Raw genomic sequence first — 17,393 nt, forward strand, 5'->3', positions numbered from 1 at the left:
GAGCCCGCCCGAAGGCGGCCGGCGCGGCACGCGGCGGGACGCCCCGGGCGGCGGCCGAGCCGGCGGACTCCACGACGGCCGCGGCGGCGCCGTCCAGCCGCCCGGCCCCGCCGCCGTCCCCGAGCAGCCGCGCGACCGCCCTCTCGTCGGGCTCGACGCCCACGACCAGGACGATGTCGGCGCGGTCGGCGGCGATGAGGTTGCGGGCCCAGTACAGGGCGTCGATCCCGCCGGTGGCGCCGTTGCACACCGTGAGGTTGGGGCCGCTGAGGCCGTGGTCGATGGCGAGCCACCCGGCGGTCATGTTCGCGCCGGTGTGCGGCAGGCTCATCGGGCTCAGCGCGGCGGAACCCCGCTCGACGATCACGTCCATCGCGCCGCAGACGTTCTCCAGGACCCCGAAGTTGGAGCTGACCACCACCGCGGTCCGGTTCCCGGGGCCGCGGTAGCCGCCGCCGTCGAGGAGCCGCGCCCGGCGGAGCGCGGGCTCGGCCGCGCAGGACGCCAGCCGCGACGCGCGGTCCCGGTACTTCCACCCGCGCCGTTCCAGGTCCCGGGCGGGGTCGAAGCCCTTGCCGCCGGACGTTCCGTCGCCGGACGTCCCGTCGCCGAGCAGGTCGGCGGCCTCGTTCAGGCCCGGCACGGCCAGCCCGGTCCCGGTGATCACCGCGCGGGGCCTCATGCGGCGGCCCCCGCCCCGAGGACGGCGACCGCGTTGATGCCGCCGAACCCGAAGGCGTCGATCTGCGCGGTCGCCAGCGCGGCGCGGCGCGGCTCCCCGGCGACCAGGCCGAGCCCGGCCACCTCCTCGATCGGGTCTTCCAGCCCGGCGATCGGCGGCACCGTGCCCCGCTCCAGCGCCAGCATCGCCATGACGAGGCTGAGCAGGCCCGAACCGCCGAGCGTGTGCCCGGTGACGGCCTTGACGGCCGTCATCAGCGGCCGGGCGTCCGGGGCGCCGAACACCTCGGTCAGCGCCCTGGCCTCCGACACGTCGTTGAGCGGGGTGCCGGTGCCGTGCAGCATGACCAGGTCGATGTCGGCGGGTCCCACCCCCGCGCGGCGGTGCGCGTCGTGGATCGCCGCGGTGATGCTCTCGGGCGTGGGGGCGGTCGGGTGCCGGGCGTCGCAGTTGGTGCCGACGCCCAGCAGCCGGGCCCGGGCCCGCTCCGGGTGCAGACCCGTCCTGGACAGCACGACCGCGGCGGCGCCCTCGCCGGGCAGCATCCCGCGGCGGCTGCGGTCGAAGGGCAGCAGCGCGGTGGGGACCGCGTTCTGGACGCGGTCCAGCGTGCCGAAGACGCTCTCGGCGATGGAGTCGGTCCCGGCGACGACGACGGTCTCGGCCTCTCCCAGGTCGATCAGGTCGGTGCCGAGGGCCAGGGCGCACAGCGAGGCCGCGCACGCGTTGGCGAAGGTGTGCGACAGGCCGACGCCCGGCCGGCCAGCGAGGGCGGTGCCGAAGTGCAGGTCCTCGGGCCGCAGCGGCGCCTCACCGGTCCACCAGAGCTCCGCCGTCCGCTGCTCGCGCAGCGTCGTGCCGATGAGCACGGGGAGGCCGCCGGGCGCGCCGTCGAGGCCGGCCTCGCCCAGCGCCTGCGCGATCGCGGCCTTCAGCCACCGGGTCGCCCGGCCCGGCTCGTCCCGCCCGGGGGTCTCCCGGTCGTCGATCTCGTAGGCGGCCCGGGCGCGGTACCGGCCGGGTGGGAAGGCGCGGAGTTCGGCCAGGCCGCGGGTCCCCGAGCACAGCGCGGCGAAGATCTCCGGGGCCGAGCCGCCCACGCTCGCGACCGCTCCGGTTCCGATGACGTCCCAGCTCATCCGCGGTTCACCTGGTCCCGGAGCCGGTAGCGGGCCAGCTTGCCGGTCGAGGTCGTCGGCAGCTCGTCCACGAACCGCACCTGCGCGGGCCGCTTGTAGGCGGCGAGCCCCTTGCGGATCGCGGCGCGGACGGCGCGGCCCAGGTCCTCCTCCGCGCCCGCCTTCTCCGGGACGACATAGGCGATCGCCTGGGCGAGGCCGGCCTCGTCGGTGCCCGCCACGACGGCGCAGCGCGCGACGCCCGGCACCCCGCCCACCACCGCCTCGATCTCGGAGGGGGCCACCTTGTGGCCGCCGAGGTTCAGCACGTCGTCGGCCCGGCACAGGTACGCCAGGCGGCCCTCGGCCGTGCGGCTGACGATGTCGCCGGTGTAGACGCCGCCGTCGGCGAAGACCTCGCGGTCCTGCTCCGGGCGGTCGAGGTAGCCCAGCGCGACGCTGGCCCCCCTGACGTGCAGCCGCCCGGGCTCCTCCCCGGAGACCACCCGCCCCCGCTCGTCGCGCACCGTCGCGGTGACGCCCGGCACCGGCACGGCGCCCCGGCGCGGGCCCTCGTCGGCGATCAGCACGATGTGGCCGGCCTCGGTCGCGCCGAGCGCGTCCACCAGCGGGGTCCCGAACCGGGCGGTGAAGCGCCCGCTCAGCTCGTCGGGGAGATGCTCCCCCGCCGACAGGCCGAGCCGCAGCGAGGCGAGGTCGGACCGGTCCCGGACGTGCTCGAGGAGCAGGGCGTACATCCGCGGGACGGTGCACAACACCGTCGGCCTGTGCCGGCGGAGCGCGGCCAGGAGCGTGTACACGTCGACCGGCCCCGCCAGCAGCACGGCGTGCGCGCCCGCCGCCAGCGGGCACAGCAGGGAGCTGCCGAACCCGTACCCGAACGACAGCTTCGCCGTCGAGAGCACCACGTCGCCGGGCTTGAGCGGGACGCGGCGCCCGAAGCCGTCGATGACGGCGAGCAGGCCGCGCAGGCTCTGCCGGACGCCCTTGGGACGGCCGGTGCTGCCGGAGGTGTACTGCAGCAGCACCTCCGCCTCCGCGCCCTCCTCCTCGCCGAAGGCGGCGGAGACCTCGTGGCCCCGGACGGCGCGTTCGTCGAACGCCTCGTTCGCCTCCTCGGCCGTGAAGACGGCCAGCCCGTCGGCGAGCAGCGGCCGCAGGGCCCGCCGGCGGGCCTCGGGAACCCCGAAGTGGACCAGGGTGGCCGCGGAGTCCCGGGCGATGAACGCGATCTCCTCGTCGGTGAGCAGCGGGCTGACCGGCACCGCGACGCAGCCGTTCGCCCAGAGCGCCAGGCACGCCAGCACCGCGCCCGCCGAGTCGTCGGAGACGACCAGGCCGCGCGTGCCCATGACGCACCCGCCCTTGCGCAGCCGCGTCGCGTACCGCCGCACGGCGTCGTGCAGCGCCCGGTAGCTCACCACGCCCAGGGTCTCGTCGGTGAAGGCGGCTTGGTCACCCTGCCCCGCGGCGACGCGGTCGCCGACCAGCCTGGCCACCAGTCCCATGCCTCACACCTCCCCGCCGACCAGCCGGAGCAGGTCGTCGACGCTGCGCGCCTCCGCCGCCTGCTCGGGCGCCAGCGTCACCCCGAACCGCTGCTCCATCGCCACCACGACGGCGGTCTTCTGGAGGGAGTCCATGCCGAGGTCGGTGGGGAAGGACGCCTCCGGCGTCACCTCGCCGACGTCGATCTCCATGATCTCCGCGACCATCGCGCGAAGGGCCTCGGACGTCGGCCGCTGCCGTGTGTGCTCCTGCATCGCCATCCCTGTCGTACGGTCAGGACACCGGCTCCGCGCCGGCCGGAGCGAGCGCGGCCAGCAGCCGCCCGGTGCTCGTGGCGACCGCGCACCGTTCGGCCGCGTACCGGACGGCGAGCCGGTGGTATTCCTCGGTGAAGTCGGCCACCGCGTCGGAGACGAAGAAGGTCTCGATGTCGCGGGAGAACGCGTCGCACGCGGTCATCAGGACGCCGACGTGCGCGTAGACGCCGCACACGATCAGCTGGTCGCGGCCCCCGGCCCGCAGCCGCTCCTCCAGATCGGAGCCGACGAAGGCGCTGTAGCGCCACTTGGTCAGCACCGTGTCGCCGGGCTCGGGCGCCAGCTCGTCGACGATGCCGTTGTCGACGGGGTCCTTGCGCATGCCCGGTCCCCAGAAGTCGTGCAGCAGGCCCCGCTCGCGCGTCGTCATCCCGCCCGGCTGCGCGGTGTACAGGACGGGCATGCCGAGGGCGCGGGCGCGGCCGGCCAGCAGCCGGATGTTGCCCACGAGCTCGGCCGCCGGGGACCTGACCTCCTGGTACGGCGCCAGGAAGTAGCGCTGCATGTCGTGGATCAGCAGCGCCGCCCGCGCCGGGGCCGGCCGCCAGTCCACCAGGGGCTCCGGCAGCGCCGACTCCGGCGGCATGGGATAGGGCGGTATCGCGGCGATTCCCATCGGGATGTGTGCTCCGTCCCTGTCGACGCCGCCGGTCAGAGCCGGAGGGTGGCTCCGCCGTCGACGATCAGCTCCTGCATGGTCAGGTGGCGCGCGTGCTCGGACGCCATGAACGCCACGACGTCCGCGATGTCCTCAGGTTCGGCCACCCGGTTCAGGGGGATCCGGTTCCGGTAGTTCTCCAGGGACCCGGCGACGGCGTTCGAGACCGCGTCGCCCTCGCTCAGCAGCGCCCCCAGCATCGTGGTGTTGGTGGAGCCCGGGGAGACCACGTTGCAGCGGATCCCGTGCGGCGCCAGTTCGAGCCCGAGGCACTTGGTGAAGGCCGCGGCCGCGGCCTTGGAGGCGCTGTAGGCGGCGAGCGCCGAGCGCGCCACCGAGCCGGCGTTGGAGGCGACGGTGACGATGGCGCCCTCCCGGCGCGGCACCATGCTCCGGGCCGCGGCGCGCGAGCAGTGCAGCACGCCGTCCAGGTTGACGCGCATGACCTCGGCCCAGGTCGCGTCGTCGAGCTCGGTGACCGGGCCGCTGCGCAGCACCCCCGCCACGTTGGCCAGCACGCCGACCGGGCCGAGGTCGCGCTCGATCTGCTCGAGCGCCTCGTCGACCGCCGTGCTGTCGCCCACGTCCACGGCGTACGGACGGCCCGCGGCCCCGTCGGCCGACAGCTTCCCGGTGAGCGTGGAGAGCCGTTCGGCGTCGACGTCCAGCGCCGCCACGACGGCGCCGCCGGCGGCCAGGCGCCGGGCGACCGCGGCGCCGATTCCGCCGGCCGCCCCGGTGACCACGGCGACTTTTCCGCCGAATCCGTTTTCTGTCACAACCGGCATCCTAGGTAGGGCGTTCATCGGCTTCCAGACATCGAAGGGGCACGGCACCAGGCATCAATCAGATGAAGGGCCTGTTCGGTATTCAGCCGGGGATCGCAGAAAGTCAGGTAGCGCTCGGGGACGTCCTTTTCGCCCGCCACGGAACCGCCCACGCATTCGGTCACCGGGACCGCGGAGACCTCCAGATGCAGGCCGCCGGGATGCAGTCCCCTCCGTTCCAGGATCGTGCGGAACAGCAGCGCCTCCTCCACGATCTCCTCCAGGTGCCGGGTCTTGTGCCCGGACGCGGTGAGCCTGGTGTTGCCGTGCATGGGGTCGCTCAGCCAGACGACCGGATGGCCCGCCCGGCGGACCGCGTCCAGCAGCGGCGGCAGGGCGCCGGCGATCCGCCCCGCGCCCATCCGGGCGATGAGCGTGAGACGACCGGGACGGCGGTCGGGGTCCAGCGCCGCGCACACCCGCAGGACCTCGTCGGGCCGCGCCCGCGGCCCGATCTTGCAGGCGACCGGGTTGGCGACGGCCGACAGCAGCCGCACGTGGGCGCCGCCGGGCTGCCGGGTCCGCTCCCCGATCCACGGCATGTGGGTGGAGCCGAGGAGGCGCAGGCCCGACACCGCTTCGGTCCGGACGAGCGGGCCCTCGTAGTCGAGGACGAGCGCCTCGTGCGCCGTCCACGGGCCGGCGCCGCCGTCCCCGCGCAGCCCGGCCAAAGCGGTGAGGACCCGCGCGCTCGCGTCGTAGGCGCGCAGCATCCGGGCGGGGTCGTGGCGCCGGGCGGCCGCGTCCTCCTCGGGTCCGTTGACCATGTGGCCGCGGAACACGGGAAGCTCCCTGTCGCCGACGCGTTCGGAGGCGTTGCTGCGCGGCTTGGCGAACTGGCCGCCCATACGGCCCATCCGCACGACCGGAAGCCCCGCCGCGCCGTCCAGCCCGTCGGCGAGCCGGGCGAGCACGGACGCCTTGGCGAGGGTGTGGTCGCGGGTGGTCTCGTCGAGGCTCTCGGCGCAGTCGCCTGCCTGGAGCAGCAGGGCCCCACCGGCGGCGACGCGGGCGAGGGACTCCCGCAGGGTCCCCAGTTCGGCCGCGGTGACCAGGGGAGGCAGGGCGGCCAGGCGCGCCCGCGCGGGTCCGAGGCCGGGGTGGTCGTGCCACGACGGCTGCTGCTCGGCGGGGAGGCCGTCCCAGGGCGCGGCGCCGGCGCCGTCCGGCTCGCTGCCGTCGAGGCCGGGCCCGCCCGTCGTCTGCTCGCGCGGGCCGCTCATCGGACCGGCTGGGGGTTCAGGGTCCATGCCAGCAGGTCCTTGAGGATCTCCTCGCCGTGCTCGGTCAGCAGGGACTCGATGTGGAACTGCACCGAGGCCAGGCCGCGGCCGCGGACGGCGTGCACCTTCCCGCTGGCCGGGTCCCGGCAGATCGAGAACGGCCCGCGGCCGTCCGGGGCGGGGATCAGGTCCACGTCGCTGACCGCGCTGTAGGTGTTGTAGAAGCCGACGCGATGGGGTTCACCGAAGAAGTCGATCCGCTCCTGCAGGCCCTGGCTGGGCGTGGCCTGCTCGCGCACCTCCAGGCCGAGCAGCGACATCACGACCTGGTGGCCCAGGCACTCGGCGAGGAACGGCGGGCCGTCCGGTTCCAGCAGCCGCGCCGACAGTTCCCGCAGCCGGGAGATGCGCGGGTCGCGCACGTCCCGGGGGTCGCCGGGGCCGGGCCCGATCACCACCAGGTCGTAGTCGGCGACGTCCACCGGGGCGTCCCACGGCAGGATCGCGACCTGCGGCCCGAGCGCCTCCAGTTGGCGGCCGAGCATGGCGGTGAAGGCGTCCTCGGCGTCCACCACCAGCGCCCGCAGCCCGGGCAGGACGGGCTCCCCGCGCTCGGGACCGAGCCAGAAGCGCGAGAGCGTGGCGTTGCGCGCGGCCAGGGCCGCCTGGACCCGCGGGTCTCCGCCGAGCGATCCCGGCGGGGCCGGGCGGGACGGCATCGGGCGCGGGGGCTTCGCGGGGCCGGCGGCCGCGCGGGAGGGGGTGCGCGCGTCCCAGGGGGTCTGCGCGCCCATGCCCAGCGCGTCCAGCAGGCCGGCCGCCTTCGTCCAGGTCTCCTTCGCCTCGCTCGCGGCGACCGACGTCCGGACGAGCGTCGCGCCCACGTCCAGCCGCAGGACGCCGCCGCGGTCGATGTCGGCGGTGCGGATCACGATCCCCGAGTCCATCGACGGGCCGCCGTCGGCCCCGCGGCCGAACAGCGCCACCACCCCGCTGTAGTAGCGCCTGCCGGTCGGCTCGTACCTGGCCACCACCCGGCAGGCGTTCTCCAGGGGGCTGCCGGTGACCGTGGGCGCGAACATCGTCTCGCGCAGGATGCGCGGCCCGCCCATGCGGGTGCGGCCCCGCACGAAGTACTCGGTATGGGCCAGCCTCGCCATCTCCTTCACGCGGGGGCCCTCCACCTGGCCGCCGCGGTCGCACACCCGCGCCATCATCTTCAGTTCCTCGTCGACCACCATGTAGAGCTCCTCGGTCTCCTTGGGGTCGCCCAGGAACTCCAGCAGCCCCTCCAGGGACGGGCCGGCCTCCGGATAGCGGTAGGTGCCGCTGATCGGGTTCATCGTCGCGACGCCGCCCTCCAGGCTGACGTGCCGCTCCGGGGTGGCGCCGACGAAGGTGCGCGCGCCGGTGTGCACGATGAACGTCCAGTAGGCGGAGGGCTCGCCGACGATCAGCCGCGCGAACAGCCCGAGGGCGTGCCGGACCGTGTAGTCCCTGATCGTGGCGGTGTAGGTGCGCTTGATGACGAAGTTGGACCCGGCGCCGCGGCCGATCTCCTCGCGGATCACGCGGTCCACGATCGCCCCGTAGGCGTCGTCGTCGATGTCGAAGCCCGCTCCGGCGAGCTCGATGTGCTCGTCCGGCAGCAGTTCCAGCGCCCGCTCCAGGGGCAGGACCGCGCGTTCCCGCACCGGCATCGCCAGCACCGGTTCGCCGTCGTCCACGCAGGCGAAGCCCCGCTCGGTGATCTGGCGGTACGGGACGAGCGCCAGCACGTCCCGTCCGCCGATGTTCACAAGTGCGTCGAGCCGTTCCAGCCGATCGGTCTCCTGAAATTCACCCAGCAGGATTTCCAGTCCGCCGCCCACATCGCGCCGATAGAGCAGGGCGAAGGGGCGGTCGGGATTCTGGAGTATTCGGCTGAGCAGTTTCTCGGCGGCGGAACGGGAATTCTTCCTCTCGCCCGGATATGCCATGGAGCCGATTATGCGTTCGGCCATGGTCGGTGGCGACGCATTGCGGACCCGGCGGGACAGCCCGTTCCGCGGCCCGTTCCGCCGCCCGTCTCGCCGGCGGGACAGTCGTCCCGCGCGGCGGGGACGGCGGGGGCGGAGAGCCCTCAGGCCTCCTCGTCGGCCGCCGCCCGGTCGAGCTGCTGGGAGATCCAGTCCCCGAGGTTGCTGCCGGTCACGTCGGCGGCCTGCCGCCACCGGCTCACCTTGCCAGGCTCCACGGTGAACTGCAGCAGGGTGTCGGGCCCCGGCTCGGGCTCGGGCTCGCCCGCCCGGCTGGCCTTGAGATGCTGGCGCAGCTTGTTGCGGGACCAGCCGAAGCGCTCGGCGCGGTCGAGCCAGCGCTCGCGCATGTCGGGCGGCAGCGCGGCCACCTCGGCGTGGTGCTGGATGCTGAGCCCCTCGTGGCGGGCGGGCGGCTCGAACTTGCGCGCCACCCAGGCGTAGTTGCGCAGGGTCTGGTAGTTGAGCCCGGTCTCGTCCAGCGCCTTCTGGTAGCGCTCGGGGTACCGGTTCTGGCCGTAGACGAGCCAGTCGCCCAGCCACCACGCCGACGCGTCGGAGATCACGAAGATCTGCCGGCCGATCCGCTGCCAGTCCTCCAGCGGCAGGCCGGTGGGCAGGTCCAGCCCCGTCCTGGAGGTGAGGGCCTGCTCATCAAGGGTGATCTTGCGCCGCATGGGGGTGCGCGTCCGGTCGATCTCGTCGGCCATGGGTGACGTCCCTACCTCATCTTCACCACGCCGCCGTCCATGATGGCCCGTTCGACCAGCGCGGCATCGTGCTCCAGCCCCAGGGGGCGGAGAATGGACAGTGCTTCTTCCAGTGCGGCGCGCGCCTGGACGCGATCGCCGCGCTCCTGGTGGCAGACGGCCAGCCACAGCAGGCTCTTGATCTCCATGTGGGGGGCCCGGTGCCGGTCGAAGATGGCGCGCGCCCGGACGAACTTCTCGATGGCCCGCCGGTAGTCCTCCAGGCCCCAGTGCGCCGCGGCCAGCATGAAGAGGAAGTGGGCCTCGCCGAGCTGGGACCCGATGCCGGTCACCAGGTCCAGCCCGTGCCGACCCGCGTCGACGGCGCCCCGGTGCCGGCCGAGGATGATGTTGGTCTGGACCAGGTTCTGCAGGGCGAACACCTCGGTGGCGGGGCGCCGGATCTCGCGGGCCAGGTCGAGCGCCTGCTCGCACAGCGCCATGCCGGTGGGCCCGGCGCCCGTGCGCACCATCACCGCGCTCAGCACCGACATGCTCAGGTACTCGGAGTTGCGGTCACCGACCCTGCGCGCCTCCTCCAGCCCGCGCATCGCCATGCGCAGCGCGGAGACGTACTGCTTGCGCCGGTGCCGCCCGTAGGCGACGCAGCTCAGCGACCGCGCCAGGTTCGCATGGTCGTTCTCCCGCTCGAAGATCGCCAGACCGCGCTCGAACAGCTGCAGCCCGGCCAGGTCCTCGCCGTGCTCGGCGCGCAGGATCCCGATGCGCACGTCGGCCTCGGCGGCCAGGGAGAGGTCGCCCGCGGCCGTCGCCGCCTCGCTGATCTGATGCCAGGTGCTCGTGATGCCGCCGGTGTCGCCCTGGAGGTACTGGAAGGCGAAGCGGTGCGCGCCGAGCTGGGCCGCCGCGCGGTAGCGGCCCGCGGCGCAGGCGTGCTCGCCGATCGCCTGCAGGTTGGCCTGCTCCACGGAGAACCACCGCGACGGGTCGGCGACGACCCGGTCGATCACGCCCGCGGGAACGGTCCGCACGGCGACCGCCGCGGCCCCGCCGGGCTCCGGCGCCGCGTAGTACGGGTCGCGGATCATCCTCTGGTCGGCGAGCACGGCCAGGTGCCGCCAGCCGTCCAGGACCCGCTCCAGGGCCGTCTCCCGGGTGAGCGAGGGGATTTCCCCGACTCGCTCGCGCGCGTACTCGGCCATCAGGCCGTCCAGGCGGTAGCGCGGCTGCCCGGTGAAGTCGACGCCCTCCGACCGCAGCACGTGCTGGTCGACGAGCCCGTCCAGCGCCGCCCGCACCAGCGGCCCGTCATGGAGCAGGCCCGCGACCCATTCGGGCAGGTCCGGCGTCCCGATCAGGCTGATCAGCTCGAACAGCCGCCGCTCCTCCTCGGCCAGCCCGGTGTAGGTGGAGGCGAGGCCCTCGCGGACCGACATCCGCTCGGCCGACAGCTGGTCCAGCTGCCGGCCCATCGCGAGCAGGTCGGCGAACGTGCTCAGCGGCCAGCGCTCGTGGGTGTGCAGCCGGGCGCCAGCGATCCTGATCGCCAGCGGCAGCCGGCCGCAGGACTCGACGATGCGCCCGGCCACCTCCGGCTCGCGGTCGACCCGTTCCGGACCGACCATGTGGCGCAGCAGCGTGACGGCCTCGCCCCGGCTCAGCACGTCCAGGTGGACGGTGCGGGCGCCCGGCAGCCAGGCCAGCCGCGACCGGCTCGTCACCAGCACCGCGCAGCCCGCCGTGCCGGGCAGGAAGGGCAGCACCTGGTCGCTCGCCGCCGCGTCGTCGATCACCACCAGCACCCGGCGCCCCGAGAGCCGGGACCGCAGCAGCCCGGCGCGGCCGGTGGTGGCGACGGGGATGGTGGAGACCGGCACGCCCAGGCCGCGCAGCAGGTCCTCGAGGGCGGCGCCCACGTCCGGCGGGGCGCTCGACCCGCCGAGCTCGACGTACAGCAGGCCGTCGGGGAACAGGGGGCGCAGCCGGTGCGCCACGTGCGCGGCCAGCGACGTCTTGCCGATGCCGGGGCGGCCGCGGATCACCGCGATCGGCACCCCGGCGCCCGACCGCGCCGAGGTGAGCGCGTCGGCCACGGCGGAGGTCTCGGCCTCCCGGCCGACGAAGTCGGTGGGCTCGGGCGGGATCTGGTCGGGCACGATCCGCGCGGTCTCGATGGTGAGCGCCTCGGAGGCCAGCAGGGGCAGGCTGTCCAGTTCGGGGGCCTCGGCCAGCACCATCCGGTGCAGGCGGCGCAGCTCGCCCCCCGGCTCCAGCCCGTAATCCTCGGTGAGGATCGAATGCGCCTGACGGTAGGCGGCCAGGGCCTCGGCGCGGCGGCCGCTGCGGCAGAGCGCGAGCATGAGCTGCGCCCAGTAGTGCTCGTGCGTGGGATCGCCGGCGACCAGTTCCCGGATCCGCGGGATGATCTGGCGGTACCGGCCGAGATTGAGCTCGGCCTCGATGAGCAGGTCCTGCGCGGCGCGGCGCTGGGCGTGGCACCGCTCGACCCGTCCGGCCAGGGCGGGGGTGGCCGGAACGTCCTCCAGCGGTGGTTCGCGCCACAGCCGCAACGCCTCTTCCAGTAGCCCCACCGCCTCCAGCGTCCTGCGGCGGCCGAGGCCCGCACGGGCCTCTCGGAGGAGCCTCTCGAACTCCTCGGTGTCGAGTTCGCCGGGGCGGACGTCGAACTGGTAGCCGCCGCTGCGGGTCCTCAGCCGGTCGTTGAGGGCGGGCACCCTCCGCAGCGACCACACGTGCGTGCGCAGCGAGCCGCCGACCGAGCGGGGCCGGTCCGCCCCCCAGAGGGCGTCGATGAGCGCCTCGCCGGGAAGCGGCTCGTTGGCGTGCAGCAGGAAGGTGGCCAGGAGTTCGCGCCTGCGCCGTTGCGGGAGCGGGATCGGTTCACCATCGTCCTGCCGGATCTCCAACGGCCCGAGAACCCGGAACTTCATGGACCCTCCACTGGACTGTGCCACGACTGGTCGATCCCTGCCCCTCTCCACCGCCGGGATGCGGGTCATTCCTGATTTCTCGCATAGGTGCGACCGGTCGTCCCCGCCTCGGGCCCGTCGGCGGCGGCGCGGCGCTCATGCCTCATCAGCAGCAGCGTCGGCACGGTCGCCGCCAGCGTCACCCCCACCACCCACCAGAAGGCGGTCCCGTACGCCGCCGCCCGCTCCGCCTGCGTGGCGGCCTCGTCGAGCCGCCACTGCAGGACGACCGCGAAGATGGCGGTGCCGACCGAGCCGCCGATCCGCTGCAGCATGTTCAGCTGCGGCGCCGCGTCGTTCACCGCGGCCGGGCTCAGCGCCCGGAACGCGGCGGTCATGGCGGGCATCGTGATGAGCCCGATGCCGACCCCGCGGACCAGCGTCACCGCGCCGATCAGCCAGTACGAGGTGGCTCCGTCGAGGAAGGCCAGGGGGGCGCTGGCCAGGCTCATCGCCACGCCGCCGGCCAGCGCGGTCGCGCCCGCGCCGAACCGGTCGGTGGCGCGGCCCGCCAGGTACATGCCGACGGCGGCGCCGACCCCCTGCGGGACCAGCAGCAGGCCCGTGGCCACCGCGCTCTCGGCCCGCGCGGACTGAAGGTAGAGCGGAAGCAGGATCATGCCGCCGAACACCGCCCCGCCCGAGCAGAAGGTGGTCAGGCTCGCGGAGCCGAACGCCCGGGACCGGTAGAGCCGCAGATCCAGCAGCGGATGCGCGGAACGCAGCGCGTGCACGACGAAGCCCGCGGTCAGCACGGCCCCGGCCAGGATCGGCAGCAGGGCCCGGGGCGATCCCAGCTCGCCGCGCGTGCCGATCTCCGCGAGCCCGTAGGTGATCCCGACCATCCCGGAGGCGGCCAGCAGCAGCCCGGCGACGTCCAGCCGGTCGCCGGGCCGCCCCTGGTCGGGCGACAGGTACCGGTGCCCGAGCAGGACGGTGACGATCCCCACCGGCACGTTGATGAAGAAGATCCAGCCCCAGCCCGGCCCGTCCACCAGCAGCCCGCCGATCGCCGGCCCGATGATCGGGGCGATGATCATCGGCACCCCGACCGCGCTCATCACCCGCGCCATGTTCGCCCGGTCGGCCCGCATCACCAGGAGCATCTGCCCGACGGAGGCGATCACCCCGCCCGCGGCGCCCTGCAGGACGCGCAGCACGATCAGCTGCTCGATGGTCTGCGCCAGCCCGCAGAGCAGCGACACCGCGGCGAACACCGCCACCGACGCCAGGTAGAGCCGCTTGACCCCCACCCGCCGGGCCGCCCAGCCCGTCATCGGCGTCACGGCGGCCAGTGCCAGCAGGTAGGACGTCACCACCCACTGAATGGTGATCAACGGAGCGTCGAAACGCGCCGACAGAGCGTGCAGGGCGACATTCACAATGGTCGAGTCCAGGAGCGACATGATCGCCCCCAGCGCGGATATAACGATCGACCAGCGCAGTTCCGGCGAAAACGGGACTCGGGCCCCGTCCCGCTCGGTCGCGCCAACAGCGTCCGCCATGCCACCAGAATCTTGTGCAGTTGATCAGCTCGTCAACCCGGTAACGACATCGCGTGCCACACGGTCGCGGGGTTTAGGACGCCCCGCTGTCGGAAAGATCCAGCCACCACGGATTTCTCCGGGCCCATTCGATTGTTTTGGCCAGTCCATCGCGGAATGAAGTGTGACATTTCCAACCGAGCACCCTGGCCGCCCTGGTGGTGTCGGGCATCCGCCGCATCAGGTCCTCGTACGCGTCGCCCAGCGCGACCCGCGTGTCGACGGGCGAGGGCGGCGCCGCGTGCCCGGTCAGCTCGGCCACCGCCCGCACCGCCTCCGCGACGGTCATCTCGTCCATGCTGCCGATGTTGAACGCCCCGCCCTCCGGCGAGGCCACCGCCGCCAGCGTCCCCTGGACGGCGTCCTCGACATAGGTGAAGCACCGCGTCTGGGACCCGCCGTCGTACACCACGGGTGCGACGCCGTTCAGGGCCCGGTGGATGGACCGGCTCAGCACGTACGCCGGCCGCTGCCGCGGCCCGTACACGTTGAAGTAGCGCACGATCGTGGCGGCCACCCCGTGCTGCCCGGCGAACGCGTACGTCATGTGCTCGGCCATCGCCTTGCTGGTGGAGTAGGTCCACCGGTCAGCGGAGGTCGGGCCCAGGACGCGGTCGCCGTCCTCGGGCCACGGCACGGCCGGGTTCTTGCCGAACACCTCGCTCGTGCTCGCCACCAGGACGGCCGCGCCGGTCCGCGCGACCAGATCCAGCACGTTGCGGGTGCCGCCGCAGTTGATGTCGATGACGTCCAGCGGCCGGGACAGGTAGCGGTCCACGCCCACCACCGAGGCCATGTGGTAGACGACGTCGACGCCCGGCCGGATCGCGTGGGCGAGCGCCTCCGGGTCCCGCATGTCCGCTTGGACGAACGCGGCGTCCTCCCTCAGCCGCCCGAGATGGCCGGGCGGCGGGACGTTGTCGACGATCGTCACGTCGTCGCCGCGTTCGACGAGGGCCTCCGCCAGGTGCGCGCCGACGAAGCCGCACCCTCCGGTGACTACCGCGCGGGCCATGCCGGCCGTCCGATCCCCCGGTACGCGTAGCCCCGGGCGCCGAGTTCGGAGATCTTCTCCGCCGACAGGTAGGCGCGGCCGTCCACCAGCAGGCACGGCGACGCGACCGGCAGCGCTCCCAGGTCCACGTCGTGGAAGCACCGATGGTAGGCCAGGACCGCCACGCAGTCGGCGTCCCGGACGGCGTCGGCCAGCTCGGGCTCCGGCCTCGCGCCGAACACCTCCTCGGCCTCGCCGGGGTCCACGAGGGGGTCGTGCAGCCGCACCTCGGCCCCCGCCTTGGCGAGGGTCTCGATGACGCCGCGCGTCGGCGTGGCCCGCAGGTCGCCGGTGTCGTTCTTGAACGCCAGCCCCAGCACGGCCACCTTCGCGGAGGCGATATCGCGGCCGAGCTCGGCGAGCCCGTCCACGACCAGCCGCGCGGTGTAGTCGGGCATGCCCGCGTTGACCTCGCGCCCCGCGGCCGCCGTGCGGATCTCCAGCCCGCGCCGCGCCGCCGACTCGCGCACCAGCAGCGGGTCCTTGGTGAGGCAGGAACCGCCGACCCCGACGCTGGGCAGCAGGATGTTGACCATGCCGCCGCCCTTGGGGATGGTGTTGGCCGCCGCGATGACCTCCAGCGAGTCCACCTCGTACAGCGAGCAGTACTTCGCCAGCTCGTTGGCCATCGCGATGTTGAGGTCGATCCACCAGTTGTCGGCGAGCTTGACGATCTCGGCGACCTCCGCCGACGCGACGGTGATCGTCTCGACCTCCAGGGCGCGCCGCCAGAAGGCGGCCGCCTCCGCGGTGCCCTCGGGGTCGAGCCCGCCCACCACGATCGGCAGGGTTCGCAGCTCGCGCATCGCGACGCCCTCGGCGAGCCGCTCCGGGGTGAACACCAGCCGGAAGTCCCGCCCCGCCCGCAGCCCGCCCGCCTCCAGCAGCGGGGCGACCAGCCCGCGGGTGGTGCCCGGCGGCACGGTGCTCTTCACCACGACGAGCTGACCGCGCCGCAGATGACCGGCCAGGGCCTCGCAGGCCCGCCGGAGCTGCCCGTCGGCCAGCGAGCCGTCGTCGGCGACGGGCGTGCCCACGGTGATCAGCACGACGTCCGCGTCCGCGGCGGCGGCCGGATCGGTCGTGGCCCGCAACCGCCCGGACGCGAACCCGCCGCGCAGGGTCTCGGCCAGCCGGTCCTCCTGGAACCGGCAGCGGCCGGAGTTCAATTCCTCGACCAGTTCCGCGTCGATGTCGACACCGACCACCCGCATTCCGCGGTCCGCCAGGGTGGCCGCGACGCACGCGCCCACATATCCCAGGCCGATGATCGCCACGGTCGTCTCGGCGGAATCCTCGGTAACGCTCATTCCACCTCCTTGAGAGCAAGAGAGAAGCATGCGCCGGGAGCGGAAATTTATCCGGCGCCAACCTCAATTCAGCTGAATCCTAAGAAATACCGGCACTCGATATAAAGGCGTAAAAAACGCGGCGGAGATTTTCGGCGCGGCGGTCGTCTCGCCGGCGAGACGCGACCGGCCGGGTCAAGGGCCCGGCGCCCGCCGGCGCGCGGCGCGACAGGCCCGTGAGCACCCCGGAGGCGGGAGACAGGGCCACCGGGGGCAGGCCCGCCGCCCTCGCTCTGACAGCGAATTCGTCAAAGCCTCGTCAAAGCCCGGACCGCCGCGCGGCATGGCCGCGCGGCTGATTCAGCCGGAGGACGAGCCGTCGGTCTCTACCGCTGTCCCCCGTCGTTCATGGGGCTGCACTCCAGAACCCGATAGCCCTGCAACATCCTGCTGTCAGGCGATCCGAGGCACGGGCCGACGACGTCCAACCGCAGCCCCGCCGCGGCCGTCAGCGCCCTGAACCCGGTCTCCGTACGGGCCTGGCCGCCGGTGTTCAGCAGCATGCTCACGTCGTTCATCACCGCGCCGAAGTCGCGCATCGGCTCGGCGCGCTCCGGCAGGACGGGCTCCACGATCAGCAGGACGGCCTCCGGCCCCATCGCCGCACGGCAAGCCCTCAGGATCCGCCCCGCCTGCTCGTCGTCCCAGTCGTAGAGGACGTTCTTCAGCAGGTAGGCGTCGCCGCCCTCCGGAACCGACCGGTAGAAGTCGCCCGTGACCAGCCGGACCCGGTCGCGGACCCCGGCCGCGGTCAGCACCGCCTCCGCTCCCCCGATCGCCACCGGGAGGTCGAACAGGACGGCGTCGAGCCCGGGATGGGCGGTGAGGACGGCCGAGAGCAGCGTGCCGTCGGCGCCGCCCACATCGACGATCGTGCCGAAGCGCGCGAAGTCGACCCGCGCCAGGAGCCGGGGGGCCAGGAGCCGGGTGTGCGCGGCCATCCCCGCGTAGAAGGTCGCGAACTCCCCCGCGTCCCACTCGAACGCGCCCTTGCCCGTGCTGAGACTCAGCGCCGGGCGGCCCGTCCGGACGCTGTGCGCGAGATTGCCCCAGGTCCTCCACGCCTCGTCGCCGCAGAACAGCCTGCCCAGCGGCAGGACCGAGCCGTCCGTCCCGGCGCGCAGCGGGGCCGCCTCCGGCGTCGCCGCGAACGAACCGTCGTCGCGTTCGCGCACCAGCCCCAGGCAGCTCAGGGCCCGCAGGAGCCGGACGGTCGCCACCGGGTCGGCGCCGGTCGCGCCGGCCAGTTCCGCTCCGGTGCGGGGACGCTCCGCCAGATGGTCGAAGACACCCAGTTCGCCCGCGGTGTGGACGATCTGGGCGGGCAGGTGGCCGAACAGCAGGTCGAGGGCCGAGGTTCGCGGTGTCGTCAT

14 protein-coding genes are annotated in these 17,393 nt (G+C 73.9%); all 14 read right to left on the reverse strand.

What is annotated here, in order from left to right:
• Positions 1 to 682 (reverse strand): beta-ketoacyl synthase N-terminal-like domain-containing protein (locus tag ACFPZN_RS40315; protein WP_378287850.1); only part of this gene is annotated, 682 nt, incomplete at its 3' end.
• Positions 679 to 1,821, reverse strand: coding sequence for a beta-ketoacyl synthase N-terminal-like domain-containing protein (locus ACFPZN_RS40320; protein ID WP_378287851.1), 1,143 nt, complete (start codon positions 1,819 to 1,821; stop codon positions 679 to 681). The genes ACFPZN_RS40320 and ACFPZN_RS40315, both read right to left, overlap by 4 nt.
• Positions 1,818 to 3,329: a class I adenylate-forming enzyme family protein gene (locus ACFPZN_RS40325; protein WP_378287852.1), complete on the reverse strand. Its 1,512-nt coding sequence runs from the start codon at positions 3,327 to 3,329 to the stop codon at positions 1,818 to 1,820. Before ACFPZN_RS40325 ends, ACFPZN_RS40320 begins: the two co-directional genes overlap by 4 nt.
• A 3-nt stretch (positions 3,330 to 3,332) precedes the next feature.
• A complete protein-coding gene (locus tag ACFPZN_RS40330) occupies positions 3,333 to 3,584 on the reverse strand; it encodes an acyl carrier protein (protein ID WP_378287853.1) in 252 nt (83 codons plus the stop codon).
• 19 nt (positions 3,585 to 3,603) lie between these two features.
• Entirely contained in the window at positions 3,604 to 4,263 is a 660-nt protein-coding gene (locus tag ACFPZN_RS40335; protein ID WP_378287854.1) for an isochorismatase family protein, read from the reverse strand.
• 35 nt (positions 4,264 to 4,298) lie between these two features.
• The gene (locus ACFPZN_RS40340) at positions 4,299 to 5,084 is read right to left on the reverse strand and encodes a 2,3-dihydro-2,3-dihydroxybenzoate dehydrogenase (protein WP_378287855.1); all 786 of its coding nucleotides are present in this window, start codon (positions 5,082 to 5,084) and stop codon (positions 4,299 to 4,301) included.
• A gap of 23 nt (positions 5,085 to 5,107) precedes the next feature.
• Entirely contained in the window at positions 5,108 to 6,382 is a 1,275-nt protein-coding gene (locus ACFPZN_RS40345) for a 3-deoxy-7-phosphoheptulonate synthase (RefSeq protein WP_378287856.1), read from the reverse strand.
• Positions 6,352 to 8,334: an anthranilate synthase family protein gene (locus tag ACFPZN_RS40350; RefSeq protein WP_378287857.1), complete on the reverse strand. Its 1,983-nt coding sequence runs from the start codon at positions 8,332 to 8,334 to the stop codon at positions 6,352 to 6,354. Before ACFPZN_RS40350 ends, ACFPZN_RS40345 begins: the two co-directional genes overlap by 31 nt.
• 143 nt (positions 8,335 to 8,477) lie before the next feature.
• Positions 8,478 to 9,083 (reverse strand): LmbU family transcriptional regulator, encoded by a 606-nt coding sequence (locus tag ACFPZN_RS40355; protein WP_378287858.1) that lies wholly within the window; start codon positions 9,081 to 9,083, stop codon positions 8,478 to 8,480.
• An 11-nt stretch (positions 9,084 to 9,094) separates the two neighbouring features.
• Positions 9,095 to 12,034 (reverse strand): AfsR/SARP family transcriptional regulator, encoded by a 2,940-nt coding sequence (locus ACFPZN_RS40360; RefSeq protein WP_378287859.1) that lies wholly within the window; start codon positions 12,032 to 12,034, stop codon positions 9,095 to 9,097.
• A 65-nt stretch (positions 12,035 to 12,099) separates the two neighbouring features.
• Entirely contained in the window at positions 12,100 to 13,578 is a 1,479-nt protein-coding gene (locus ACFPZN_RS40365) for a DHA2 family efflux MFS transporter permease subunit (RefSeq protein WP_378287860.1), read from the reverse strand.
• A 73-nt stretch (positions 13,579 to 13,651) separates the two neighbouring features.
• Positions 13,652 to 14,632, reverse strand: a complete 981-nt coding sequence (locus ACFPZN_RS40370; RefSeq protein ID WP_378287861.1) for an NAD-dependent epimerase/dehydratase family protein — start codon at positions 14,630 to 14,632, stop codon at positions 13,652 to 13,654.
• The gene (locus ACFPZN_RS40375) at positions 14,617 to 15,981 is read right to left on the reverse strand and encodes a nucleotide sugar dehydrogenase (RefSeq protein WP_378287862.1); all 1,365 of its coding nucleotides are present in this window, start codon (positions 15,979 to 15,981) and stop codon (positions 14,617 to 14,619) included. The genes ACFPZN_RS40370 and ACFPZN_RS40375 overlap by 16 nt, the downstream gene beginning before the upstream one ends.
• A 365-nt stretch (positions 15,982 to 16,346) precedes the next feature.
• Positions 16,347 to 17,393 carry a methyltransferase gene (locus ACFPZN_RS40380; protein WP_378287863.1) on the reverse strand — a complete coding sequence of 349 codons (1,047 nt, stop codon included), beginning with the start codon at positions 17,391 to 17,393 and terminating at the stop codon, positions 16,347 to 16,349.

This window comes from Actinomadura rugatobispora, assembly GCF_042656285.1.
GTDB classification, from domain to species: domain Bacteria; phylum Actinomycetota; class Actinomycetes; order Streptosporangiales; family Streptosporangiaceae; genus Spirillospora; species Spirillospora rugatobispora.